18 protein-coding genes are annotated in these 24845 nt (G+C 71.6%); 10 read left to right on the forward strand and 8 right to left on the reverse strand.

Going from position 1 to position 24845, the window contains the following annotated elements; all coding sequences use genetic code 11:
* Positions 1 to 114: 114 nt before the first annotated feature.
* From EAT51_RS00315 to ubiM, 3 genes are all read right to left on the reverse strand, one after another.
* The gene (locus EAT51_RS00315) at positions 115 to 858 is read right to left on the reverse strand and encodes a pseudouridine synthase (protein WP_130561137.1); all 744 of its coding nucleotides are present in this window, start codon (positions 856 to 858) and stop codon (positions 115 to 117) included.
* 270 nt (positions 859 to 1128) lie between these two features.
* Complete coding sequence (locus EAT51_RS00325) at positions 1129 to 3054, reverse strand: DEAD/DEAH box helicase (RefSeq protein WP_130561138.1); 1926 nt, start codon at positions 3052 to 3054, stop codon at positions 1129 to 1131.
* Between the two features lie 133 nt (positions 3055 to 3187).
* Positions 3188 to 4342 (reverse strand): 5-demethoxyubiquinol-8 5-hydroxylase UbiM, encoded by a 1155-nt coding sequence (gene ubiM / locus EAT51_RS00330; RefSeq protein WP_130553904.1) that lies wholly within the window; start codon positions 4340 to 4342, stop codon positions 3188 to 3190.
* Positions 4343 to 4483: 141 nt separating this feature from the next.
* Here ubiM and EAT51_RS00335 point away from each other — a divergent pair, with 141 nt between their 5' ends.
* From EAT51_RS00335 to EAT51_RS00345, 3 genes are read left to right on the forward strand one after another with little or no spacing between them, the layout of a single operon-like run.
* On the forward strand, positions 4484 to 5011 hold the full coding sequence (locus EAT51_RS00335; protein ID WP_130553905.1) for an RNA polymerase sigma factor: 528 nt from the start codon (positions 4484 to 4486) through the stop codon (positions 5009 to 5011).
* A 45-nt stretch (positions 5012 to 5056) separates the two neighbouring features.
* A complete protein-coding gene (locus EAT51_RS00340; RefSeq protein ID WP_130561139.1) occupies positions 5057 to 5695 on the forward strand; it encodes a hypothetical protein in 639 nt (212 codons plus the stop codon).
* Positions 5696 to 5754: 59 nt separating this feature from the next.
* On the forward strand, positions 5755 to 5979 hold the full coding sequence (locus EAT51_RS00345; RefSeq protein WP_130561140.1) for an RNA-binding S4 domain-containing protein: 225 nt from the start codon (positions 5755 to 5757) through the stop codon (positions 5977 to 5979).
* Between the two features lie 18 nt (positions 5980 to 5997).
* Here EAT51_RS00345 and EAT51_RS00350 read toward each other — a convergent pair whose 3' ends face one another.
* The 3 genes from EAT51_RS00350 to EAT51_RS00360 all read right to left on the reverse strand — a co-directional run bounded on the left by EAT51_RS00350 (position 5998) and on the right by EAT51_RS00360 (position 15313).
* Positions 5998 to 6222 (reverse strand): hypothetical protein, encoded by a 225-nt coding sequence (locus tag EAT51_RS00350; protein WP_130553908.1) that lies wholly within the window; start codon positions 6220 to 6222, stop codon positions 5998 to 6000.
* Positions 6219 to 14870, reverse strand: coding sequence for a glycoside hydrolase family 94 protein (locus EAT51_RS00355; RefSeq protein ID WP_323052875.1), 8652 nt, complete (start codon positions 14868 to 14870; stop codon positions 6219 to 6221). The genes EAT51_RS00350 and EAT51_RS00355 overlap by 4 nt, the downstream gene beginning before the upstream one ends.
* 263 nt (positions 14871 to 15133) lie before the next feature.
* Positions 15134 to 15313 carry a CsbD family protein gene (locus tag EAT51_RS00360; protein WP_130519816.1) on the reverse strand — a complete coding sequence of 60 codons (180 nt, stop codon included), beginning with the start codon at positions 15311 to 15313 and terminating at the stop codon, positions 15134 to 15136.
* Positions 15314 to 15501: 188 nt separating this feature from the next.
* Between EAT51_RS00360 and EAT51_RS00365 the strand changes: the two genes are divergently transcribed.
* From EAT51_RS00365 to EAT51_RS00380, 4 genes are all read left to right on the forward strand, one after another.
* Entirely contained in the window at positions 15502 to 16749 is a 1248-nt protein-coding gene (locus tag EAT51_RS00365; protein WP_130561142.1) for an alkaline phosphatase family protein, read from the forward strand.
* A gap of 50 nt (positions 16750 to 16799) precedes the next feature.
* Entirely contained in the window at positions 16800 to 18308 is a 1509-nt protein-coding gene (locus EAT51_RS00370; RefSeq protein ID WP_130561299.1) for a DNA-3-methyladenine glycosylase 2 family protein, read from the forward strand.
* Entirely contained in the window at positions 18305 to 18817 is a 513-nt protein-coding gene (locus tag EAT51_RS00375) for a methylated-DNA--[protein]-cysteine S-methyltransferase (protein ID WP_130561143.1), read from the forward strand. The genes EAT51_RS00370 and EAT51_RS00375 overlap by 4 nt, the downstream gene beginning before the upstream one ends.
* A 163-nt stretch (positions 18818 to 18980) precedes the next feature.
* On the forward strand, positions 18981 to 19361 hold the full coding sequence (locus EAT51_RS00380) for a VOC family protein (protein ID WP_130561144.1): 381 nt from the start codon (positions 18981 to 18983) through the stop codon (positions 19359 to 19361).
* A 522-nt stretch (positions 19362 to 19883) separates the two neighbouring features.
* On the opposite strand, the gene EAT51_RS00385 is transcribed toward EAT51_RS00380, so the two are convergent.
* Positions 19884 to 20051 carry a 30S ribosomal protein THX gene (locus EAT51_RS00385; RefSeq protein ID WP_130516098.1) on the reverse strand — a complete coding sequence of 56 codons (168 nt, stop codon included), beginning with the start codon at positions 20049 to 20051 and terminating at the stop codon, positions 19884 to 19886.
* Positions 20052 to 20173: 122 nt separating this feature from the next.
* Positions 20174 to 20581, reverse strand: coding sequence for a MerC domain-containing protein (locus tag EAT51_RS00390; protein WP_130561145.1), 408 nt, complete (start codon positions 20579 to 20581; stop codon positions 20174 to 20176).
* A 99-nt stretch (positions 20582 to 20680) separates the two neighbouring features.
* Between EAT51_RS00390 and EAT51_RS00395 the strand changes: the two genes are divergently transcribed.
* The 3 genes from EAT51_RS00395 to EAT51_RS00405 all read left to right on the forward strand — a co-directional run bounded on the left by EAT51_RS00395 (position 20681) and on the right by EAT51_RS00405 (position 24723).
* Complete coding sequence (locus tag EAT51_RS00395; RefSeq protein WP_130561146.1) at positions 20681 to 22738, forward strand: TonB-dependent receptor; 2058 nt, start codon at positions 20681 to 20683, stop codon at positions 22736 to 22738.
* A 318-nt stretch (positions 22739 to 23056) separates the two neighbouring features.
* Positions 23057 to 23497, forward strand: coding sequence for a MarR family winged helix-turn-helix transcriptional regulator (locus EAT51_RS00400; protein ID WP_228257773.1), 441 nt, complete (start codon positions 23057 to 23059; stop codon positions 23495 to 23497).
* Positions 23494 to 24723 carry an MFS transporter gene (locus EAT51_RS00405; RefSeq protein ID WP_130561147.1) on the forward strand — a complete coding sequence of 410 codons (1230 nt, stop codon included), beginning with the start codon at positions 23494 to 23496 and terminating at the stop codon, positions 24721 to 24723. Before EAT51_RS00400 ends, EAT51_RS00405 begins: the two co-directional genes overlap by 4 nt.
* The last annotated feature ends 122 nt before the right edge of the window (positions 24724 to 24845 follow it).

Raw genomic sequence — 24845 nt, forward strand, 5'->3', positions numbered from 1 at the left:
GCGTTGAGGCAACAGCGTGACTTGGTTGCGGCTATCACGCGGTTGCAGCTGCGGCGTGCCAGCACCTGGCCTGCCTGCCAAGCGCTTCGTCGCGGCCCCCTCAAGGGCCGCGGGTCACCACTGCGTCAGATCGGGCAGCAGGCCGCGCAGCTCGGCGTCGGTGAGATTGCGCCAGCGGCCCGGCTTGAGCGGGCCCAGCTTGACGTTGTCGATCCGCACCCGGCGCAGCTGGGTGACGCGATAGCCGAAGGCGGCGGCCATCAGCCGGATCTGCCGGTTCAGCCCCTGGGTGAGCACGATGCGGAAGCCGAACTTGGCGATGCGCCCGGTGCGGCACGGCAGCGTCATCTGGTCGTGGATGCGCACGCCCTTGGCCATGGCGCGCAGGAACTCCTCGGTCACCGGCTTGTTGACCTCGACCAGGTACTCCTTCTCGTGGCGATTCTCGGCGCGCAGGATCTGGTTGACGATGTCGCCGTTGCTGGTCATCAGGATCAGCCCTTCGGAGTCCTTGTCCAGCCGCCCGATCGGGAAGATGCGCTGCTCGTGGCCGACGAAGTCGACGATGTTGCCCTTGACGCTGGCCTCGGTGGTGCAGGTGATGCCGACCGGCTTGTTCAGCGCGATATAGACGTGGCGCCGCCCGCTCGACTTGGACACCGTCCGCGCGCGCAGGGGCTGGCCATCGACCAGGACCACGTCCTCCGGCCCCACCACCGCGCCCGCACCGGCCGGATGCCCGTTGACCGTCACCCGCCGCTCCCCGATCAGCCGATCGGCCTCGCGCCGCGAGCAGAAGCCGGTCTCGGCGATGTGCTTGTTGAGGCGGGTGGGGGTGGGGGGGAAGGTGTCGGTCATGGAGGCGGTTGGGGATTCGGGATTCGGGATTCGGGATTCGGGATTGGCGTTGGCGTTGGCGTTGGCGTTGGCAGCGTCGCGTCAGACCGCGTGATCCGCCCCCTCCCTTGCGCGTAGCGCAGGGGAGGGTTGGGGAGGGGTCAGCTGTTGCGGTTGCTCTTGCTGTTGCTTGAGCCCAAACATCGCGCGAGGGGCAAAAGCATCCCTCCCCCTCAATCGCTAGCCGCGATTTCGATCTCCCCAGCGCTGCGCGCAAGGGCGGGGCGAAGCTCAGTCCTTCGGCGGGCCCTTGCGGTGCGGCTTGGCCGCCGGCTTGAAGCCGGGCTTGCCGCCCGGGCGTGGCTTGCCGGCGCCGGGGCGGGCCGAGGCCGGGCGGAAGCCGCGCGGGGCCTCGTCGCCGGCGTCCTCACCGACCTTGTGGATTTTCAGCTGCTGGCCCGACACCCAGACCTTCTTCAGGTGGGTCAGGGTCTCGCGCGGCATGCCCTCGGGCAGATCCAGGATCGAATACTCGTCCTGGATGTCGATGCGGCCGATGTAGCGGCTCTCCAGCCCGGCCTCGTTGGCGATGGCGCCGACGATGTTGGCCGGCTTGACGCCATGGGCGTGGCCGACCTGGATGCGGTAACGCTCCATGCCGACCTCGGCCTCGCCGGCCGGCGCGCGCCGCGGGCGTTCGGCCGATGCCTCGTCGAAGGATGCAGGCGCCGGGCGCTCCGGGCGCGCGCGTTCGCTCCGCTCGCCCGGCTCGAAACGCGGCGGACGCTCGCCGCGTTCAGCGCGCTCGGGGCGCGGCGCACGCTCGTAGCGCTCGCTGCGCTCCGGACGCGCGGCGCGCTCGGGTCGCTCGCCGCGCGGCGCGCGGTCGGCCGACAGCAGCAGCGGCGTGTCGCCCTGCAGCAGCCGCGCCAGCGCCGCGGCGATGTCCACCGCCGGCACGTTGTGCTCGCGCTCGTAGGTCTCGATCAGCGCGCGGTACTCGCCCGCCTCGCCGGTAGCCAGCGTATCGGTGATGCGCGCCAGGAACCGCGCCACGCGGCGGTCGTTGACCGCCTCGACCGTGGGCAGCTGCATCTCGGTGATCGGCTGGCGCGTGGCGCGCTCGATCGCGCGCAGCATCGACTTCTCGCGCGGGGTCACGAACAGGATCGCCTCGCCGCTGCGCCCGGCGCGGCCGGTGCGGCCGATGCGATGGACGTAGCTCTCGGTGTCGTAGGGGATGTCGTAGTTCAGCACGTGGCTGATGCGCTCCACGTCCAGCCCGCGCGCGGCCACGTCGGTGGCCACCAGGATGTCCAGCTTGCCGTCCTTGAGCTGGGCGATGGTCTTTTCGCGCTGCGCCTGCTGCATGTCGCCGTTGATCGCGGCGGCGGCCAGGCCGCGGGCCTGCAGCTTCTCGGCCAGTTCCTCGGTGCCGGCCTTGGTGCGGGCGAAGATGATCATCGCATCGAAGGTCTCGGCCTCCAGGATGCGGGTCAGCGCGTCGAGCTTGTGCAGGCCCGAGACGAACCAGTAACGCTGGCTGATGTTGGCCGACGTAGTGGTCTTGGACGCGATGGTGACTTCGGCCGGATCGTTGAGATAGGTCTGGGCGATGCGGCGGATCTGCGCCGGCATGGTCGCCGAGAACAGCGCCACCTGGCGGGTGGGCGGCGTCTTCTGCAGCACGGTCTCGACATCGTCGATGAAGCCCATGCGCAGCATCTCGTCGGCCTCGTCCAGCACCAGCGTGGTCAGGCCGGACAGGTCCAGCGAGCCGCGCTCCAGGTGATCGATCACCCGGCCCGGCGTGCCCACCACCACGTGCACGCCGCGCTTGAGCGCCTGCAGCTGCGGGTAGTAGCTCTGCCCGCCGTAGATGGGCAAGACGTGGAAGCCGGGGATCTTGGCCGCGTACTTCTGGAACGCCTCGGCCACCTGGATGGCCAGCTCGCGCGTGGGCGCCAGCACCAGCACCTGCGGCTTGCCGGCCGACAGGTCCAGGTTGGACAGCACCGGCAGGGCGAACGCCGCGGTCTTGCCGGTGCCGGTCTGCGCGGTGCCCAGCACATCGCGCCCGGCCAGCATCGCCGGAATGGTGGCGGCCTGGATGGGCGAAGGCGACTCGTAGCCGACGGCGACCAGGGCGGCCTGGACCGGCGCGGACAGGCCAAGGGCGGAGAACGGCACCGCGGGTGCGGCAGTTTCGGAAGACATGATGCAGCTCGCTTGAAGACGCGTAACGGCCGCCTATTGTGCGCCCTGGCGGCCCGACGCGCTTTGAATGGCGCTTTCCGCCGGATTCGGGCCCTGACCCACCCGGCAGGGTCCGCGGCGCCGGACCGGCGAATTAGTGCTGCAAATGGTGCTGCAAGGCATGCCGGAAGGGCGGCACCGCCGCGGCCAGGCGCAGCGCGCCGCCGCGCAGCAGGCGCGCGCCCGGGCGCTCGTCCGCGTACAGCCGCGCCACCAGCTGGGTGGCCGCGTACAGCGGCCAGGTCGCGCGCCGGTGGGCGCGGGCGTAGGCATGCAGCGGCGCCGGATCGCCCGCATCCGCGTGGCCGTCCAGCGCATCGGCCAGGCGCCCCACCCCGCCCAGGCCGAAGTTGAAGCCGTGCGCGGTCACCGGGTGCATGCCCACCGCCGCATCGCCGGCCAGGGCGAAGCGGGCCCCGGCCAGGCGCCGGGCGTAGCTGGACACGAGTGGATAGACATGGCGCGTGCTGGCCAGGCGCATCGCGCCCAGGCGGCCTTCGCACAGGCGCGAGACCTCGGCCGAGAAGGCGGTCTCGTCCAGCTGCAGCATCGCCGCGGCGCGCTGCGGGCTCAGGGTCAGCACCAGCGAGGACACCGCGCCGGTCAGCGGCAGCAGCGCCACCGTCGCCCCGTAGGCGAACCACTCCAGCGCCACGCCGTGGTGCGGCTGCGCGTGGGCGACGTGGCAGACCAGCATGCTGCGGCCCAGCTCGTGCAGCTCGGCGCCGACGCCCAGCTGCCGGCGCAGCGCGGACAGGCGCCCGTCCGCGGCCACCAGCAGGTCGGCCTGCAGGACCAGACCGTCGTCCAGCGTGGCCTCGACCCGGTCGGGGTGGCGGCGCAGGCTGGCCACGCCGGCGCCGTCGAGCAGGGTCACGCCCGGGTGCGTCAGCGCGGCCTCGAATGCCGCCTGCCGCAGGCGGTGGTTGGCCACCAGCCAGCCCAGCGGCGCGCCCTGGCCTTCCCCGCCGCCGATGTCCAGGGCGAACGGCGACACGCCGTCCTGCACCCGCGCCTGGCGCAGCGGCGAGATCTTCTGCGCGTCCAACCGCGGCCAGACCGACAGCGCCTCCAGCAGCTGCCGCGAGGCATGGGTCAGGGCGATCTCGCGGCCGTCGAAGGCGGGCGCTTCCAGCGCCGCGCGCGGCTGGCGATCGACCACCGCGACGCGGCGCCCCTGCGCGGCCAGCGCGCGCGCCAGGCACAGCCCGACCGGGCCCGCGCCACCAATGACCACGTCGAACCGCATGTGCGCACCTGCCAAGATGAGAATGGCTCGCATCCTAGCGGGATCGGTGCGCGCCGCATTGATCTGGCGCAAGGCCGGCTGTGACAAGCGGCGCGTCGGCGCGAATCACCCTGGCATCGACGCACACTGCCCCCTTATTCCATGGACGACCTCGCCATGCCCTCGGCCACCGCGCCTGACCCCGCTGCCCAGACGCGCTTCCAGTCCCTGCTGGAGGCCCATCGCGGCATCGTGCTCAAGGTCGCGGCCAGCTATGCCTTCCACCCCGAGGACCGCGCCGAGCTGGCGCAGGAGATCGCCGCGCAGCTGTGGCGCGCGTTTCCACGCTACGACGGCGACCGCCCGTTCTCGACCTGGATGTACCGCATCGCGCTGAACGTGGCGATCTCGCAAGTGCGCGGCCACGCGCTGCGCCAGCGCCACGCCTTGCCGATGGACGAGGACCTGCACGACCTGGCCGATCCCAACGCGGCCGATCCCGAACGCGACCAGCAGCTGCGTTTGCTGCGCGACTTCATGGCCCGCCAGCCGCCGCTGGAGCGCGCCCTGCTGGTGCTGTACCTGGAAGACCGCCCCACGCGCGAGATCGCCGAGATCCTGGGCCTGACCCAGACCAATGTCACCACCAAGATCGCGCGGCTCAAGCAGCGCATCCGCGCCGAACTCTGACCACTGCCGCCCTCCCTACCCTGGACTTCTCACATGGACCACATCATGGAACCCGACGAACTCAAGGCCGCCTGGCAAACCCTGGGCCGCCGCATCGAACAGTCCGACACGCTGGCCCGGCAGCTGCTGCGCGAACGCGGGCTGGACCGGGTGCGCGGCAACATGCGCTGGATGTATGCGGGCAAGATCGCGCAGATCCTGTTCGGCGATGCGCTGATCTACTTCGGCATCACCACCGGCCTCAAGCACCTGGCCACGCCGCACCTGCTGGCCTGCAGCGTGCTCATGCTGGCCTATGGCGTGCTGACCCTGGTGCTGGCCGGCCTGACGCTGAGCCGGATCTCGAAGATCGACTACGCCGCGCCGGTGCTGGACATCCAGCGACGCGCCCTGGGCCTGATGCGGCTGCAGAGCCTGTCCAACCGGTGGCTGGGACTGCCGTGGTGGTTCCTGTGGATCGCCATCTTCGTCCTGGAGGTGAAGGCCAATCTGGGCGCGGACCTGTTCGTCACCGCGCCGGCCTTCGTCTGGGTCAACGCCGCCGTCGGCGCGATCGGCCTGATCGCGACCCTGGCGTATCTGCGCCGCCGCGACGCCCGCCTGGGCGAGGGGAACGACGCGCCGCGCAGCCTGCGCGACGCCCGGCGCACCCTGGACGAGCTGCACGCCTTCGAACGCGAATGAGCGCCGCGGCCCGGGGCGGGGCCTGTCATCCGTCCCCGCTCGGGCCCTAGACTGCGCGCATGCAGATCCTCGAATTCGATCTCGACGACGAATACGTCGAACTCCACATCCTGCTCAAGCTGTGCGGCCTGGTCGACAGCGGCGGCATGGGCAAGCAGGTGGTCGCCAGCGGCGTGGTCAGCGTCGATGGCGCTCAGGAGCTGCGCAAGACCGCCAAGATCCGCGCCGGCCAGGTCGTGCGGGTGGAGGATCAGGTCGAGATCCGGGTGATGGATCCGGCCTGAGCCCGACGGCGCGGGCCATCAGGCCTGGCGTTCGCTTCCCGGCGCGTGGCGGGCAAGGATGACGCGGATGCGGCCCTGCGCGTGTTCCGCATCCTCAGGCGCCGCCTGGGACACGATGTCCGCGCACAGCGCATCGAACTGCTTGCGGAAGATGCGCGGCTCGCGCAGATGCGTGACCCACTCGGCCACGTCGCGTTCCAGCCGATCCAGTGCGGCGTCCAGCGCCTGGCGTGTCAGGGTCATGACGAACCTCCCGGCAGATTGATCTGCACCTGGTGGACCGCGCCGTCGTCGTGCAGCGCGAAACGGTTGCCCGGCTGGCGCACGCCGTCCACCGACAACGACGGTGCGGCCGCCTCCCCGTAACGCACCGTGATGGCGTAGGTGGCCTGGCCAGCGGCGTATTGCAGGCTGAAGGCCTCCCAGCCGGCCGGCACGCGCGGTTCCAGCGTCAGCATCTGACCCTCGCGGCGCAGGCCCAGCAGCGATTCGAGCAGCAGCCGGTACATCCAGCCGGCCGAGCCGGTGTACCAGGTCCAGCCGCCGCTGCCGGCGTGGTCGCCCACGGCGTAGACGTCGGCGGCCATCACATAGGGTTCGACCCGGTAGCGCGCCACGCCTTGCGCATCGCGCGCATGGTGGATGGGGTTGATCATCTCCAGCAGCTGCCAGGCGCGTTCGACCTGACCCAGCTCGGCGAAGGCCATCACCGTCCACACCGCGGCATGGGTGTACTGGCCGCCGTTCTCGCGCACGCCAGGCACGTAGCCGCGGATATAGCCCGGGTCCGGGCCGTGGCGGTCGAACGGCGGATCCAGCAGCTGGATGATGCCCGCCTCAGGCTTGACCAGATGCGTGTCCAGCGCGGCCATCGCCTGCTGCACGCGCTGGGCCTGGCCGGCACCGGACAGCACCGCCCAGCTCTGCGAGATCGAATCGATCCGGCATTCCTGCGCCTGCGCCGAGCCCAGCGGCGTGCCGTCGTCGAACCACGCGCGCCGGTACCAGCCGCCATCCCAGGCGTGCTCCTCGATGCGCGCGGCCAGCGTGTCGGCCTGCGCCTGGCACCAGTCCGCGAACGCGCTCTCCCCGCGCCGCCGCGCCACCGGGACGAAGGCCTTGAGCACGTGGATCAGGAAGAAGCCCAGCCACACGCTCTCGCCGCGACCGTGCTCGCCGACCTTGTTCATGCCGTCGTTCCAGTCGCCGGTGCCCATCAGCGGCAGGCCACGCTCGCCGAGCAGGCGACAGCCGCGGCGCAGCGCCAGCACGCAGTGCTCGTACAGGCTGGCATCGCCGGCCGAGACCACCGGCAGGTCGTAGTAGGACTCCTCGTCGTCGTTGACCAGGCGGCCCTCGACGAAGCGCGCGCGCGCCTCCAGCACGCCCCAGTCCTGGGTGACGTCCAGATAGCGACAGGTCGCCAGCGGCAGCCACAGGTAGTCGTCCGAGCAGCGCGTGCGCACGCCGCGTCCGGTCGGCGGATGCCACCAGTGCATGGCATCGCCCTGCGGGAACTGCTGGGCGGCCGCGCGCAGCAGGTGTTCGCGCGCGACCTGCGGCAGGGCATGGACCATGGCCATGCAGTCCTGCAGCTGGTCGCGGAAGCCCCAGGCGCCGCCGGACTGGTAGAAGCCGCTGCGGCCGAAGTAGCGGCTGGCGATCACCTGATAGAGCAGCCAGCCGTTGACCAGCAGGTCGAAGGCCGGATCGGGCGTGTTGACCCGGATGCCACCCAGCACGCCGCGCCAGTGGATGCGCACGCGGTCCAGCGCATCGTGCGCCGCGCCGGCGCCGCGGGTGCGCCGGGCCAGTTCGAGCGTGGCGCCGACATCGGCCGCCATGCCCAGCCGGAAGGTGGTCTCGAAGCTGCCGCCGGCTTCCAACGCGATCGGCACCTGCAGCGCGGCGCAGGCGTCCAGCCCCGGGCCGAAACGGCCGGACAGCCCCTCGCGGCGCAGTCCGGCCGGCGCGGCCAGGCTGCCGTTGCGGCCCAGGAACTCGAGCCGGTCGGCGGTGAACTGGCGCAGCAGCGTGCCGTCTTCCGGATTGACCCCGGCATCGACATCGAAGAACGCGCAGCACCCCTCGAAATCGCCGTTGAACGGATTGCGCGCGGTGAGCACGCCGCTGGCGATGTCCACGTCGGTAATCAGATGCATCTGCGAGCGGCTGCGAAGGTCGGCCAGCACCCATTCGACATAGCCGGTGGCGCTGAGCCGGCGCGCGCGGCCGGACAGGTTGCGCAGCCTGAGCACGCTGTACTTCACCGCCAGCTCCGCATCCACGTACAGCCACAGCTCGCTGTGGATGCCGTCCTCGACGTGCTCGAACACGCTGTAGCCGAAGCCATGGCGCACCCGGTACGCGCCGCTGCCCGAGCACGGCAGCGGCGTGGGCGACCACAGCTGGCCGCTGTCCTCGTCGCGCAGGTAGAACGCCTCGCCGCTGCTGTCGCACACCGGGTCGTTGTCCCAGGGCGTGAGGCGGTATTCGTGGGCGTTCTCGCCCCAGCTATAGCCGGCGCCGGATTCGGTCACCACCGCGCCCAGCACCGGGTTGGCCAGCAGGTTGGACCACGGCGCCGGCGTCGGCCGGCCGGGCGCCACGGTGATCACGTACTCGCGGCCATCGGCGCTGAAGCCGCCGGTGCCGTTGTCGAACTGCAGCGGCCCGGCCTGCAGCGGCTCGAACGGCCAGGGATCCTCGTCGGCCGGATCGGTCTGCACCACAGGCGGCAGCCCGGCCACGGCGCCCTCGCCCGCCCGCCAGGCGGCCGGTCGCGGCGGCTGCGCCGGCAGCGGCGCGGGCGGCTCACGCTCCAGCACCGGCAGGCGATCGACCTGCTCGGCCAGGGTGCCGGCGCGGTCGGTCAGCACCACGCGTGCCACCGACAGCAGCAGCACGCGGTCTTCCTGGCCCAGCTGCTGCACGGCGCGCACGAAGATGCCGCCGCGCCGCTCCAGCACCTCGGCGCGCTGGTCGCGCGCCAGCAGCGCCAGGATCTGCTCCTGCAGCTGCTGGCGGTAGCCGGCCTGGCTCTCGTTCCAGATCACCAGGTCGGTCTCCAGGCCCTTCAGGCGCCAGTACTGGTGCGCCTGCACGACCTGTTCGACCAGCGGCAGGTGGTCCACGTCGGAGACCTGCAGCAGCACGATGGGCAGATCGCCGGAGATCGCCTGCGCCCACAGCGCCGGCTGGGCGCGGCGGTTCTGGCGCAGGGTGTCGGCGTCGGCGCGCAGCACCGGGTCGGGCTGCAGCACCAGCGCGGCCAGGCGCTCGTAGACCTGTACGTCGGCCTCGTGCGCGTTGATCTGGCGGTGCACGACCTGGCTGTGGGTCCAGGCCAGGTCGAACACGCGGTCGGCCAGGCGCCGGTCGCGGTACTTTTCGATCAGCGCATCGCAGGCGGCCTCGTCCTCGCCCACGCCGGTGACCAGGTCGAGCACGGCCTGCTGGCCGGGCTGCAGGGTGATGCGCACGCGGATGGCGACGATCGGGTCGAGCACCGAGCCTTCGCTGTTGTCCAGCGCCAGGCGCTCCATCGCCAGCGGCCGCGCCGCGCTGCGCCCGCGGCCGATGAAGCGGGCGCGGTCGGTCTCGTAGGAGATCTGTTCGATGTCGCAGTCGTGCGCGGCCACCAGATGCAGCAGCTGCGGCGGCCGCTCGCCGGCCTCGCGCGCGCGGCGCCGGCAGACGATGGCCTGCTTGGCGGCCAGGATGCGGGTCTGCACGAACAGATTGCCGAAGGCCGGGTGCGCCTCGTCGGCGCGCGGCGCCTGCAGCACGACCTCGGCATAGGTGGTGACCTCGACGGTGCGCGGATGGCGCGCGCGGTTCTTCAGCCGCAGGCGGCGCAGCTCGATGTCGTCCTCGGCCGACACGGCGATCTCCAGATGGCTGTCGATGCCGCGGTGGCGCACGCGGAACTCGGCCTTGGCCTGGGAGAAGATCGCCTCGAAGTGCTGGGTGCGCACGCAGGTGGGCTGATACGCGGCCGACCAGTACTCGCCCGATTCGGCATCGCGCAGATAGCAGAAGCTGCCGTAGGCATCGCGCGTGGGGTCCTCGCGCCAGCGCGTGAGCGCGGTGCCTTCCAGGCGCGTATAGCCGCCGCCGGCCACGGTGAGCATGGCGTGGTAGCGCCCGTTGGACAGCAGCTGCACCTCCGGGCGCGGGCCGTCGGGATCGCGCAGGATGCGCAGCTGCGGCCCGGCCGCGGCCGCTGCGCCGTCGGCGGGGCTGGGCGCCTCGGACTCGTGCGCCGGCACCACGCCGGCGGCGGGCATGCGCTCCTGCAGCAGCAGCAGGGCCGCGCGCAGTGCCGGGTCGGCGGCGAAGCGCTTCTGCATCGGCTGTTCGACCAGCAGGTGGTCCAGCGACAGCAGCGCCATGCCCTGGTGATGGGCCATGTAGGAGCGGATCACCACGTGGCGTTCGCCGCGCGGCAGGCGCTCGGCGGTGTAGTCCACCGCCTCGTACATGCCGAACGCGCCGGAGAAGCCCTGCGCGGCCATCGCCTGCAGGTTCTCCAGCGCCGCCGGCGGATGCACCATCAGCGCCATCACCGTGGCGTAGGGCGCGATCACCGCGTCCTGCGCCAGGCCGCGCTTGAGCCCCAGTCCCGGCACGCCGAAGGCGCGGTACTGGTAGTTCATGTTCACGTCCACGGCGTTGTAGCCGGACTCGGACACGCCCCAGGGGATCTGCCGCGCCTGGCCGTATTCGATCTGCGCCTGGACCACGCCGTGCGCGGTCTGGTCGAGCAGCGAGCCGGGGTAGCTGGGCATCACCAGCTGCGGCATCAGGTACTCGAACATCGAGCCGCTCCAGGACACCAGCACCGGCTCGCCGCCGCCCTCGGTCAGCAGCCGGCCCAGGGCGAACCAGCTCTCCTGCGGCAGCTGGCCCTGGGCGATGGCCACGAAGCAGCCCAGCCGCGCCTCGGAGGCCAGCAGGTCGTAGAAGCCCGCGTCCAGGCGGCTCTCATCGACGTTGTAGCCGATCGACAGCATCCGCTGCGCCGGGTCGTAGAGGAAGCGATAGTCCTGCTCGGCGTGCCGCGCGGCCAGTTCGGCCAGCGCTTCCAGCTCGTCCAGCTGGCGCGCCGCGAGGCCGCCGGGCTCGGCATCGGCCAGCGCGCGCAACGTGGCCGGCACGGCGTGCTCGCCGGCCGGCAGGGGGCCGGCCTGTTCCAGCATCGCCAGCGCGGACTGGCAGGCCTCCAGCAGACGCGCCGGCCAGTCGATGGGCGCACGCGGCAGGGCGGCCTGCGTGGCGGCGGCGTCCAGCGCCTGCGCGCGTTCGAGCAGCGTGCGGACCTGCGGCGCAGATGCGTGCTCATCGGTGCGCAGCGGCCGCAGCGTGTCGGCGAAGGCCTGCAGCGGGGCGGCCAGCGCCTCGCCCAGACCTGCGCGCTGGGCATCGTCTTCCAGCGCGCCCAGGGTGTCGGCCAGGCCGTCGAAGGTCTTGGGCGCCAGCAGCGGCGCATCGGCCAGCTGCAGCAAGCCCTGGCGCAGGGTCAGCAGATGGCCGGTGAGGTTGCCGCTGTCCACGGTGGACACGTAGCGCGGCGCCAGCGGACGCAGCGTGTCGGTGGTGTACCAGTTGTAGAGGTGGCCGCGATGGCGTTCCAGCCGGCCCAGCGTGTCCAGCGCGCCGCGCACGCGCGTCAGCACGCCGGGCAGCTGCAGATAGCCCATGTCCCAGGCCGAGAGGTTGGCCAGCAGCGACAGGCCGATGTTGGTGGGCGAGGTGCGCCGGGCCAGCACCTGCGCCGGATGTTCCTGCAGGTTGTCCGGCGGCAGCCAGTGCTCCTGTGGGCCGACCCAGGTCTCGAAGAACGCCCAGGTGCGCCGCGCCAGCTGGCCCAGGAAGCGGCGCTGCGCGCCGTCCAGATGGGTCGAGGCCGCCGGCGGGCGCCGGCCCAGCCAGCCCATCAGCCAGGGCGAGGCCGCCCACAGCGCCAGGCACGGCACGGCCGCCGGCAGCGCCCACGGCTGCAGCAGCGCCACGGCCGCCAGCACCACCACGGCGAACACCGTCACCGGCCACATCAGCGCCACTTCCGGCATCTGCCCGCGCACGCTGCGCTCGACATCGCGCGAGACGTTCCACTGCAGCAGGTGCCGGCGCGAAACCGCCAGGCGCCACAGCGTGCGCACGATCGCCAGCGCATTGCTGCCGGCCTGGTGCGGCAGGCAGGCGAAGGTCACTGCCGCCCGGCGCAGCTCGCGCAGGGTGCGCGTGCGCAGCAGCGACAGGTGCGCATCCAGCGGCAGCTCGCCCGGGCCGGCCAGCGCATCGCGCAGCGCCGCCAGCAGCGGCGGCAGCCACCACGGGCACAGCAGCCACAGCGTCCACACCAGCGGCGCGGGCACCGCGCACCAGCCGGCCACCAGCAGGGTCAGCGCGGCGATCGGCACCAGGCTGCGGCGCAGGTTGTCGGCCAGCTTGCCGCGCGAGAGCCAGGACAGCGGGCTGCGCTCCCAGCCGCGCGCGGTCGGCACGCGCGGCAGCAGCCACGGCAGCAGCTGCCAGTCGCCGCGCACCCAGCGCTGGCGGCGCTTGGCATCGGCGAAATAGCGCTCGGGATAGTCCTCGTACAGGCGCACCTGGCTGACCAGCCCGGCGCGCGCGTAGCAGCCTTCCAGCAGGTCGTGGCTGAGGATGGCGTTGTCGGGCATGCGCCCGGCCAGCACCTGTTCGAACGCCTCGACCTCGTAGATGCCCTTGCCGACGAACGAGCCCTCGGCGAACAGGTCCTGGTACACATCGGAAATGGTGCGCGTATACGGGTCGATGCCCGCCTCGCTGCCGAACATGCGCGCATAGCGCGAACGCAGCGCCATCGCGCTGCCCAGGCCCGGCTGCAGGATGCCGTAGCCGCGCACCACCGTGCGCGTGTCCGGATCGACCACCGGCCGGTTGAGCGGATGGGCCATGGTGCCCACCAGCGCGCGCGCCGATTCCAGCGGCAGCTGAGTGTCGGCATCCAGAGTGATGACATAGCGCACCCCGCGCAGCACCTCGGTGCGCCCGACGATGCAGCTGAACGGCGCGGCGTCGCCCTCGCACAGCAGCGCGTTGAGCGCGGCCAGCTTGCCGCGCTTGCGCTCCAGGCCCATCCAGCGGCCCTCGTGCGGATTCCACTGGCGCGGGCGGTGGAACAGGTAGAACAGCTCGCCTTCGGCCGCATCGCGGCCCTGTCCATGGCGGGCGTTGAGCGCGGCGATGCGCGCCTGGGCGTGGGCCAGCACGGCCGCATCCTGGGGCAGGTGTTCCTGCGCGGCATCGGCGAAGTCGGTCAGCAGGCCGAAGTGCAGATGCGGCCCGCGATTGGCCAGGAACCGCACCTCCAGCGCATCGACCAGTTCATCGACCGCCTCGGTGTCGGGGATCATCGAGGGCACGATCACCAGCGTGCGCGCCTGCGCCGGGATGCCGGCCTGGTAATCCAGGCTGGGCAGCGGATGCGGCGTCGCCAGGTTGCTCGCGGTCCAGTTGACCAGCGCCACGCCCAGCTCGCTGAAGGCCAGCAGCGCCAGCACCGCCGCGCCGGCCACCCAGCCCCAGGCCGGCACGGACGGGGCCAGGGTGCTGGCCAGCAGGCCGGCGGCGAACAGCGCGGCGAACACTGCGATCGGCCCGACATAGGCCAGCAGCGGCACCGGCCGCACATCGGGCAGCAGCCGGCGCCAGCCGCGGCCGGCCAGCGTGCGCGCGATCTCGCGCGCGCCGTCGCCCAGCAGCCACCAGCCGACGTGGCCGTGGCCCTCCGGCGCCGCGGCCGCGGCCGCGCGTGCGCGTTCCAGCACCATCGCCGCGATCTCGCCTTCCGGCCGCCCGGCGCGCCGGGCCACGGTCTCGACCACGCGCCGGTACTGGTCGCGGCTGGCGAAGTCCATGGCCGGATAGGTGCCGTCCGGGTCCTGGCGCAGCAGGTGTTCGATCACGCTGCAGCGCTCGACGAAGCCGCGCCAGTCCATGCTGGTGATGAAGCGCAGGCTGCCGATGCTGTTGCGGATCGAAGCCTGCGCCGCGGCCTGGCGAATGCTTTCGCGCTGGACCACGGCCTCCAGCGAGCGCCCGCTCTCGGCCACCCACTGCTCCACCCAGTCGATCGGCATGTGCGTGGCGAAGTTGCCGCCGCGCAGGTGGCGCAGCAGTTCGGACACGAAGGCCCCGCGCACCGGCGGCTGCGAGCGCAGCATGTCGGCCAGCACCAGCACCACGTCCTTGGGCGCGCGCTGGGCGGCTTCAGCCATGCGCTTGGCCCAGGCCTGGGCCAGGCGGTGATCGCCGACGTCGCGGGTGATGCGCGCGGCGATGCGGCGCAGGTTCTCGATCACCGCCAGGCGCAGCATGATCGGCACCGCCCACAGCTCGCCGATGCTCAGCGCCTGTTCCTGCTGGTAGCCCTTGACCAGGCGCTCCAGGGTCTCGGCATCGACCTGGCCATCGCCGTGGGACACCGCCTGCATGGCCAGGTCGTAGACCCGCGGCAGGCCGGCCGACGGCCCGCTGGCCAGCGCCGGCAGCGCCCGGCTGTAGCCGCTGGGCAGGTGGCGCCGCGCCAGCCGCACCTGCTCGTCGATCAGGTAGTAGTTGTCCAGCAGCCATTCGCCGGCCGGGACCATCGGCAGCTTGTCGCGGGCGAAGGCGTCCAGGGCCTGGACCGCGCCCTCGAGCACCGCGCCGTTCTCGGCCAGCCGCGCCAGCATCCGCTCCGGGCCCTGCCCGGCCTGCAGCGTGTGCTGCTGGGACAGGCGCCGGCCCAGCTGTTCCATCTGGGTGGCGTTGAACAGCTGGGCGCGCAGCGGCGGCTCGGGCGTGGCGGTGCGGACCGCGTCGCGGTGGCGCTGCCGCCAACGCGCCAGCAACCGCCTCAAGATCCTCCTGCCCCGCCGCCGCCACCCTGCACGCATCTGACATCCCGTTGATCAGTGGAAGGAAGGCGCGCACCTCTTGCCGGGCAACGATGCGCGACCGCTGCCTTGAAGAGACCAAGCACCTTCCGGAGATCCTTGATCCCCCGTCCACGCCCTGGGCAGGGAGCCAAAGACAAACAGGCCGAAGCGAATGCCTCGGCCTGTCAGCTGATACGCCAGCACGCGTGATCGCCCCGTGGCGGACGCGTCGGGCCTGCCCGCACTCAGTGCTTGGGGCGACGGGCCGCGTCTGCCGCCTTGCCCACGTCCTGCTGGACCTTGCCGGCGTTCTTCTCCAGCTTGCCGGCCGCTTCCTTGGTCTTGTTGCCGGTCAGCTTGCCGGCGGCTTCCTTCAGGCCGCCCTTGACCTGGTGCTTGGCACCTTCCACGCGATTCTTGTCCATCGTGCGTACTCGCTCGAGCTCACCACACATGTGGCGCAGACCGTGTAGACCCGCGCGCGCAATGCAGGAGTGAAAGAAGTGCACGGACGCCTTCACGCGCACCGATGGATCGGCGTGCGGCACCGGTCCGCCGTGCGCCGGTCATGGCTTTCTGCCAAGCTCGAAGGCCCTCATCGCCTGTGTCCCGCATGTTTTCGTCTGCTTTTCGGGCCGCGTGGCTGGCCGGCCTGTTGCTGCTGTCGGCCTGCGCCTCCGCGCCGACCCGGCCCGCGCCCCCCGACCCGGTCCTGCTGATCTCCATCGACGCCCTGCGCGCCAGTTACCTGGGCCGGGGCGACACGCCGCACCTGGACGCGCTGGCGCGCGACGGCGTGCGCGCGCAGTGGATGACACCCTCGTATCCGTCGCTGACCTTCCCCAACCACTACACCCTGGTCACCGGCCAGCGCCCGGACCACCACGGCGTGATCCACAACTCCATGCGCGAGGCAGGCCTGGGCGAATTCAAGGTCGCCGACACCCAGGCCACCGGGGATGCGCGCTGGTGGAGCGAGGCCACGCCGATCTGGGTCACCGCCGAACAGCACGGCCTGAAGACCGCGATCTGGGCCTGGCCCGGCAGCAGCGCGCCCATCGGCGGCGTGCGCCCCAACGAATACCGCCTGTTCGATACCGCCATCCCGGCCGCCACCCGCGCCGCCGATGTGGCCGGCTGGCTGACCGGACCGGTCCAGGCACGGCCGGCGCTGGCCGCGCTGTACATGGAGGACGTGGACGAGGAGGGCCACAACCACGGCCCCGATTCGCCGCAGGTGCGCGAGGCCCTGCGCCGTGTGGACGCCGCCGTGGGCGCGCTGCTGGACACGCTGAGGGCGCACGGCCAGCTGGAGCGCACCAACATCGTGATCGTCTCCGACCACGGCATGGCCACCGTCGCCCCCGAGCACGTGATCGCGGTGGAGGACATGGTCAGCAAGCAGGAGGCAGTGGTGGTGTCGGTCGGCCAGGTGGTCGGCGTGCAGCCCAACCCGGGCTTCGAGGCGGCGGTCGAAGCCCGCCTGCTCGGCCGCCACCCGCCGTACACCTGCTGGCGCAAGGGCGAACTGCCGGCGCGCTGGCACTACGGCAGCAACGCGCGCATCCCGCCGATCGTGTGCCAGATGGACGAGGGCTGGGACGCCCTGCCGGCCGAACAGGCCGCGCGCCGCCGCCTGCTCGGCCACGACCGCGGCTCGCATGGCTACGACCCGGCACTGGAATCGATGCGCGCCATCTTCATCGCCCACGGCCCGGCGTTCCGGCGCGGCGTGGTGCTTCCGGCGTTCGACAACGTCGATGTTTATCCGCTGCTGGCGCGCCTGCTGCAGGTGCCGCCCCAGCCCAACGACGGCACGCTGGCGCCGCTGCAGGCAGGACTGCAGCCGCCCGCGCATTGATGTCCGAAAACGGCCAGTAGGGCCGCATGGCCGGTGCTAGCCTGCCGGCCATGTCCTCGCCCCTGCCCGATGCCGCCCTGTGCGAACGCGCCCGCCTGAGCCGCGATGCGCGCTTCGACGGGCTGTTCTTCACCGCCGTGTCCAGCACCGGCATCTATTGCCGCCCGGTGTGCCCGGCGCCGGCGCCGCGGCGCGAGAACGTCAGCTACTTCCCCTCCGCCGCCGCGGCCGAGGCCGCCGGCTATCGCCCCTGCCTGCGCTGCCGCCCCGAGCTGTCGCCCGAGCACGGCGCCTGGCGCCGCGGCGACGACGCGGTGGCGCGCGCGCTCAAGCTGATCGACGCCGGCCTGCTGACCGATGCCCCACTGGCGGCGCTGGCGCAGCGCCTGGCCTTGAGCGAACGCCAGCTGCGGCGGCTGTTCGCCGATCGCCTGGGCACCTCGCCGCTGGGCGTGCACGCCACGCGCCGGCTGCTGTTCGCCAAGCAGCTGCTGACCGAGACCGCCCTGCCGATCACCGATGTTGCCATGGCCGCCGGCTTCGGCAGCCTGCGGCGCTTCAACACCGTGTTCAAGGAGGCCTATCGCATGGCCCCGCGCGAGCTGCGCAAGCGCGAGGTGCCGGCGGCGGCCAACGAGACCCTGGTGCTGCGCCTGGGCTATCGCCCGCCGTACGACTTCGGCGCGATGCTCGACTTCCTGCGCGGGCGCGCGCTGCCGGGCGTGGAGCATGTCGATGCGATCTCCTACGCGCGCGTGGTCGGCCCGATCGAATCCCCGGGCTGGCTGCGTATCAGCGCCTGGCCCCGCGGCGAACACGCACTGCGGCTGGAACTGCAGCGGATCGCGCCGGCGCGGATGCTGGGCGTGGTCGCGCGGCTGCGTCGCATGTTCGACCTGGACGCCGATCCGCAGGCGATCGCCGCGGCGCTGGGCCACGACCCGCGCCTGGCGCCGCTGCTCGAGCGAAGGCCCGGCCTGCGCATCCCCAGCGGCTGGGATGGCTTCGAGATCGCGGTGCGCGCGGTGATCGGCCAGCAGGTCAGCGTGGCCGCCGCGCGCACCTTCACCGCCCGGCTGGCGCAGGCCTTCGGCGCGCCGCTGCCCGAGCCGCTGCGCAGCGAGGCCCACACGCATCTGTTCCCCACCCCCGAGGCGCTGGCCGACGCCGATCTCACCGCGATCGGCCTGACCCAGGCGCGCGCGGCCACCGTGCGCACGGTGGCGCAGGCCGTGCTGGACGGGCGCGTGGACTTCCGCCCAGACGCGCCGCTGGACGACTTCGTCGCGCGCTGGGTCGCCCTGCCCGGCATCGGCCCGTGGACCGCGCACTACCTCGCGCTGCGCGGGCTCGGTCATCCCGACGCCTTCCCGGCCGAGGACCTGGTGCTGCAGCGGGCCCTGCCCAACGACGGCATGCGCCTGAGCGCGCGCGCACTGGCCGCGCATGCGCAGGCCTGGCGCCCCTGGCGCGGCTACGCCGTGCTGCACCTGTGGAAGGACGCCATGCCGGCCACGCCCCCCCGATCGCCCGAACGCCCTGCCAAGGACCTGCCATGACCATCTTCGAACGCCACTTCCCCAGCCCGGTCGGCCCGCTGCGCGTGGCCGCCAGCGATGCCGGCCTGCACGGCATCGAGTTCCCGGAGAACCGGCACCCGGTCAGGCGGCTGGAAGCCTGGGAACAGGGCGATCATCCGCTGCTGCGCGAGGCCCAGGCCCAGCTCGACGCCTATTTCGCCGGGCGCCTGCAGGCCTTCGACCTGCCGCTGGCGCCGCACGGCACCGCCTTCCAGCGCCAGGTCTGGCTGGCGCTGGCGCAGATCCCCTTCGGCGCCACCTGGAGCTACGCGCAGCTGGCCCAGCGCGTCGGTCGCCCCGGCGCCAGCCGCGCGGTCGGCGCGGCCAACGGCCGCAACCCGCTGCCGATCGTGCTGCCCTGCCATCGGGTGATCGGCGCCGACGGCGCGCTGACCGGCTTCGGCGGCGGCCTGCCGACCAAGCAGTTCCTGCTGCAGCTGGAGGGCGCGCTGCCGCCCGTGCCGCAGCGCGCCGGCCTGTTCAACTGACCAGGCGCGCCTGCCGGCGATGTCGCAGGCGGGCCATGGATCGCCACGCGCGGCGCGCTACCATGCGCCTGCCTGCGGACACCGCTCCGCTCCTGCGCGCACGCCAGCCCCCCGGGCACCGCCCCGCCCCTGGCCGCTGCGCGATCGAGCTGGAGTTCAATGCATGTCCCTGACCTCATCCCCGCACCCCTTCGCCTTCGGCCGGATCGCCCCGACGCTGCCGGTCGCCGACATCGCGCGGGCGCTGGCGTTCTACGTCGGCGTCCTGGGCTTCGCCAAGACCTTCGAGAACGGCAGCCCGGTGGGCTTCGTGATCCTCAAGAAGGACGCCGCGGAGCTGCATCTTTCGCTGGACCGGACGCACAAGCCGGACCGGCGCAATCTGGCGCATCTGCTGGTCGACGACGCGGCCGGGCTCTACGCGCATCTGCAGCAGGCCGACACGCGCATCATCAAGGCGCTGCGCGATGCGGACTATGGGCTGCGCGGCTTCGTCTTCGCCGACCCGGATGGCAACCGGATCGACGTCGGCCAGCGGCTTTAGCGGCTGAAGCAGGCAGGAAGGAAGCCGCTCTCGCGCATCAAGGGATCTTGGCGCGTGCGCGTGTTCTGACTTCGGAGGGGGCAGCGGTCCGGCGGGCAGTGGCCGCTTATCCCTCGATCAGGGCATCCTGCCCTGACTCGGGCGCTCGGCTCCTGCCTCGCTAGGCGCGGCCACTGCCCGGTAAAGCCTCATCGCCGCCTTAGCGGCTCCCACCTGTAGAGCGGAGCTTGCTCCGCTGCTCTTCGTTCGGTTCATGGGAAAAGCCCCAGCGGAGCAAGCTCCGCTCTACAACAAGGCGGCGGCTTGAACTGAGAGACAGTTGCTCCCACCGAAGCATGCGGCGCCGTCAGTCCTTTCCCATCCCGGTGTCGGTAGACCTAGCCGAGGAGGCACGCCCGACCGGATCGAGGCTGGCCGGCGAAGTCCGCTTCACCGACCTCGCACGCCAGCCGAAAACCCAAAAGAAAACGCGGCGCCCAAGGGGCGCCGCGCTTCTGTCTGCAGAGCGATGGAAGGCGGCGATCAGCCGGCCTTGGCCACCGTCTTCTTCGCCACGGCCTTCTTGGCCGGCGACTTGGCGACCGACTTGGCGGTCACCGGCGCGGCGACGGCGGCGCCGTGCTTGCGCGAATTGCCATAGCTGGCGTTGTAGCGCTTGCCCTTGGCGGTTTTGCGATCACCCTTGCCCATCTGCGTACTCCTCGTGTTGGTGGCCCGCCGGTTGCGGCGAGTGCGCGGCCGACGTGAAGGCCGGCGCGCAGGGCCGGAGAGGCTACCACAGCCCCGCGGGGCACCACAGACCGGCCAGGCCCTCAGTGCGCGCAGCGCGCGTCGTGGACGTGGCCGTGGTTCAGCCGCAGATTCACCAGATGCGCCACGCCCACCAGCGTGCCGCCGAAGGTCATGGCCACCGCATGCGGCACCAGACTGTGATGCAGCGGCGGGTACAGCACCGCGATCCACAGCACCCCCAGCCCGACCAGCAGCACGCCCAGCGCGCGCAGCACCCGATGCCGGCGATAGCCCGCGGCCAGACTGAACACCCCCAGCAACGAAGCGAACACCACGAAGATCCGCTCGAAGCCCTCGCCCAGCCAGGCCGACAGCCCCAGCGCCGGCAGCAGCGCGATCAACAGCGGCAATACCGCGCAGTGCACGGCGCAGACCAGGGAGCCGGTGGCGCCGATGCGGTCCAGCCAGGAACGGAAGGGAGAGCTCATGCGGGTGGAGTATGACTTTCGGGCCAGGCACCGAGTTGATGTCGATATATTATAACGTTAATGTTTCCTGATGACCTCCCTCCCCAGAAGTTGCCATTTATGACGCGATCTTCCTTCCGCAGCGCCGGTGTGTCCGCGCTGTCACGCGCCCCGCTCGCCGCCGCCCTCGGCCTGGCCCTGATCGGCTTCGGCGCCCATGCCCAGGAGGCGACCACCGCCCCGTCCAGCGACAGCCGCCACGGCCGCGCCGAGCATCTGCATGCCAAGGACCTGGACGCGATCAAGGTGACCGCCGACCCGTTCCGCAGCGCCGCCGACGACCTGAGCCAGCCGGTCAACGTGCTGGCCGGCGAGCGGCTCGACGAGGCGCGCGCCTCCAGCCTGGGCGAGACCCTGCAGGGCATCCCCGGCGTGCAGTCGTCCAACTTCGGCCCCGGCGTGGGCCGGCCGATCATGCGCGGCCTGGACGGCCCGCGCGTGGCGGTGATGTCCGACGGCATGATCACCCAGGACGTGTCCACCGTGAGCCAGGACCACTCCCCGGCGATCGAGCCCTTCCTGGCCGACCAGATCGAGGTGCTCAAGGGCCCGTCCACCCTGCTCTACGGCAACGGCGCCATCGGCGGCGCGGTGAACGTGGTCGACGGCCGCATCGCCGAGACGCCGGTGCAGGGCGTCACCGGCCGCGCCGAGACGCGCGTGGACTTCGGCGACAAGGACGGCCAGACCAGCATGGCGCGCATCGACGCCGGCAACGGCGGCCTGTCGATCCACGCCGACGGCGTCTACCGCAACGCCAAGGACTACGACACGCCCAAGGGGCCGCAGGCCAACACCTTCCAGGACACCAAGACCGGCTCGTTCGGCGCGTCGCTGTCGGGTGACTGGGGCTTCTTCGGCGCGTCGATCTCGCGCTTCAACGACAGCTACGGCAACCCCGGCGAACCGGGCGACCTGGCGCAGGGCGAGCGCGGCGTGCACCTGGAGCTGCACCAGGACCGTTTCGACGTGAAGGGCGGCCTCAACGATCCCTGGGGCGCCGGCAGCGGCCTGCGCTACAGCTTTTCGCACACCCGCTACGACCACACCGAGTTCGAGGGCGAGGAAGTCGGCACCAGCTTCTTCAAGCGCGCCAACGAGGGCCGCGTGGAAGCGACCTTCAGCGCCGACAGCGGCTGGCAGAGCGCGATCGGCCTGCAGGGCACCGACAGCACCTTCCGCGCCGTGGGCGAGGAATCCTTCGTGCCCAAGACCGACACCAAGTCGGTCGGCCTGTTCGCGGTGACCAAGAACACCTGGGGCCGCTTCTCCACCGAGCTGGGCGCGCGCATCGACCGGGTCAAGTACGAGACCGATACCGGCCTGTCGCCCGACTTCAAGCCGACCAGCTTCTCGGCCAGCTTCGGCTTCGGCCTGGCCGAAGGCTGGCGCCTGACCGCCAACCTGGACCACTCCGAGCGCGCGCCGGTGGAAGAGGAGCTGTTCGCCGACGGCCCGCACATCGCCACGCTGGCCTACGAGATCGGCGATGCGACCCTGGACAAGGAAAAGGCCAACCAGGCCGAGCTGGGCCTGCAGTACAGCAACGACTGGATGGATGCCAAGGTCTCGGCCTACTACAACCGCTACAACAACTTCATCTACGTGGCCGACACCGGCGGCCAGTGGTACCACGAGGAGGACGACGACTACCTGCCGATCCGCCAGTGGACCCAGGCCGATGCGACCTTCCACGGCTTCGAGGGCGAGGCCGACTTCCACCTGGCCAAGTCCGACACCGCCGGCGACTGGGATCTGCACGTCTTCGGCGACACCGTGCGCGCCCGTCTGAACGACGGGGGCAACGTGCCGCGCATCCCGCCGGGCCGTTTCGGTGCGCAGCTGCGCTGGCAGGCCACCAACTGGCGCGCCTCGCTGGGTGCCACGCGCTACATGAAGCAGGACAAGCTGGGCGCCAACGAGACGCAGACCGCCGGCTACACCATGGTCGATGCCCACCTGGCCTACCACATCGATACCGGCTCGACCGCGTGGGAAGTGTTCCTGGACGGCAACAACCTGCTCGACCAAGACGCGCGCGTGCACACCTCCTTCCTCAAGGACGATGTGATGCTGCCCGGGCGCAACGGCACCTTCGGCGTGCGCGTGTTCTTCTGATCCAAGACAGAGCGCGTCCCCTCCCACCGGAGGGGCGCGCGCTACAAGCGCACCCCGTGCGTGGCGCATCTGCTCTCTCCCCGCGCTGCCGCACGGGATTGCGGGCCGGAAGACGTTCCCCTGTCTTCCGGCCCGTTTTTTCTTGCGCGCATCACAAGCGGGACTGAGGTCGCTTGGGTAAAGGCCTGATCCGCCAGCGGCGCTGGCGCGACGTCGCCAGGCCCGCATGCGTATGGAATCCGGCGTTGCGGAAAGTCGGATTCCAGAATACGTGCATATGCATGCATCATGCGGACCGACACCCGCCGGAGCCCCGCCATGCCCCTGCCCCCGGACACCGCCTGCACCTGCTTCCGGCTGCGCCGCGCCGCGCGCCAGGCCTCGCAGCTCTATGACCGCGCCCTGGCGGCGATCGGCCTGAGCCTCAACGAATACTCCATCCTGCGCCGCGCGCAGAAGGGCACGCGCACGCTGGGCGAACTGGCCGAGGTCTGCGGCATGGACCGCAGCACGCTCACCCGCAACCTCAGGCCGCTGCTCGCCCGTGGCCTGCTGCGCGAGGCGCGCGGCGAAGACGCGCGCCAGCGCCTGATCCAGCTCACGCCCAAGGGCGAGCGCGCCATCGCCCAGGCGATCCCGCTGTGGCAGCAGGCCCAGGCGCAGATGACCGCGCTGTTCGGCGCCGGCCCGATGCGGCGCCTCAACGACGACCTGGATGCCCTGCATGCGGCGCTGCGTCCGCTGCGGGAGGCCGCATGAGCACGACCGCCCCGCGCACGCCGTGGCTGCTGCTGGCGGTGGCCTCGACGATGCTGCTGCTGACCATGGGCGTGCGCCAGACCACGGGCCTGTTCGTCAAACCCATCGCCGCCAGCACCGGGATCGGCATCGCCTCGATCAGCTTCGCGCTGGCCATCGGGCAGTTGGTGTGGGGCGCGGTGCAGCCGGTGTTCGGCGCGATCGCCGACCGCCACGGCCCGGCGCGCGTGCTGGTGTTCGGCGGCCTGCTGATGGCCGCCGGCTGCGCGCTGACCCCGTTCATGACCAGCCAGGCCGGCCTGATCCTCAGCCTGGGGCTGATGGCGGCGGCCGGCGCGGGGGCCGGCAGTTTCTCGATCCTGATCGGCGCCACCGCCCAGCACATCCCGGCGGCCCGGCGCTCCTTCGCCTCCGGCGTCATCAATGCCGGCGGCTCGCTGGGGCAGTTCCTCTTCGCACCGCTGGTGACGCTGGGCATCAGCGTGGCCAGCTGGTCGGCGGCCATGTTCGGCCTGGCCTTCGCCTCGCTGCTGACGCTGCCGCTGATCGCGCCGCTGCTGAAGCCACGCCGGGGCGACCCGGCCGCGGCGATCGCCCACGCCGCCGAGGCCGCCCACCTGACCCTGCGCGAACAGCTGCGCCTCGCCCTGCACGACCGCAGCTACTGGCTGCTGCATCTGGGCTTCTTCACCTGCGGCGTGCACATCGCCTTCCTGGTCACGCACCTACCGGGCGAAGTGGCGCTGTGCGGCCTCTCGCCCAGCGTTGCCGGCACCGCGATCGCCCTGATCGGCCTGTTCAACGTCGCCGGCAGCCTGACCGCCGGCGCGCTCGGCCAACGCATGCCGATGAAGTACGTGCTGGCCGCGATGTACGGCAGCCGCGCCCTGCTGATCGCGCTGTACCTGATCTCGCCGCCCACGCCGATGACCTTCTACCTCTTCGCCGCGGCGCTGGGCTTCACCTGGCTGGCGACCGTGCCGCCCACGGCCGGCATCATCGGCAAGCGCTTCGGACCGCGCTACCTGGGCACGCTGTTCGGCCTGACCCTGCTCTCGCACCAGATCGGCGGCTTCTTCGGCGCCTGGCTGGGCGGCGTGGCGCTGGAGCGCTCGGGGAGCTACACGTGGATGTGGTATGCGGACATGGCGCTGGCGCTCGTCGCGGCGGTGGCGAATCTGCCGATCCGGGAGCGGGCTTTGGAAGCACGACCAGCGCTGGCGTGAGGCTCAGACCACGCGCTTCTTGTTGTGAGTTCAAGCAAAAGCTTTCGTGCCGCTTCGCGGCCCGACCTACTTTCTTTGCTCGTGCAAAGAAAGGTAGGCAAAGAAACACGCCCCGAGGCGGC

Origin of the sequence: Pseudoxanthomonas winnipegensis, assembly GCF_004283755.1 — a bacterium.
In the GTDB taxonomy this organism is placed as follows: domain Bacteria; phylum Pseudomonadota; class Gammaproteobacteria; order Xanthomonadales; family Xanthomonadaceae; genus Pseudoxanthomonas_A; species Pseudoxanthomonas_A winnipegensis.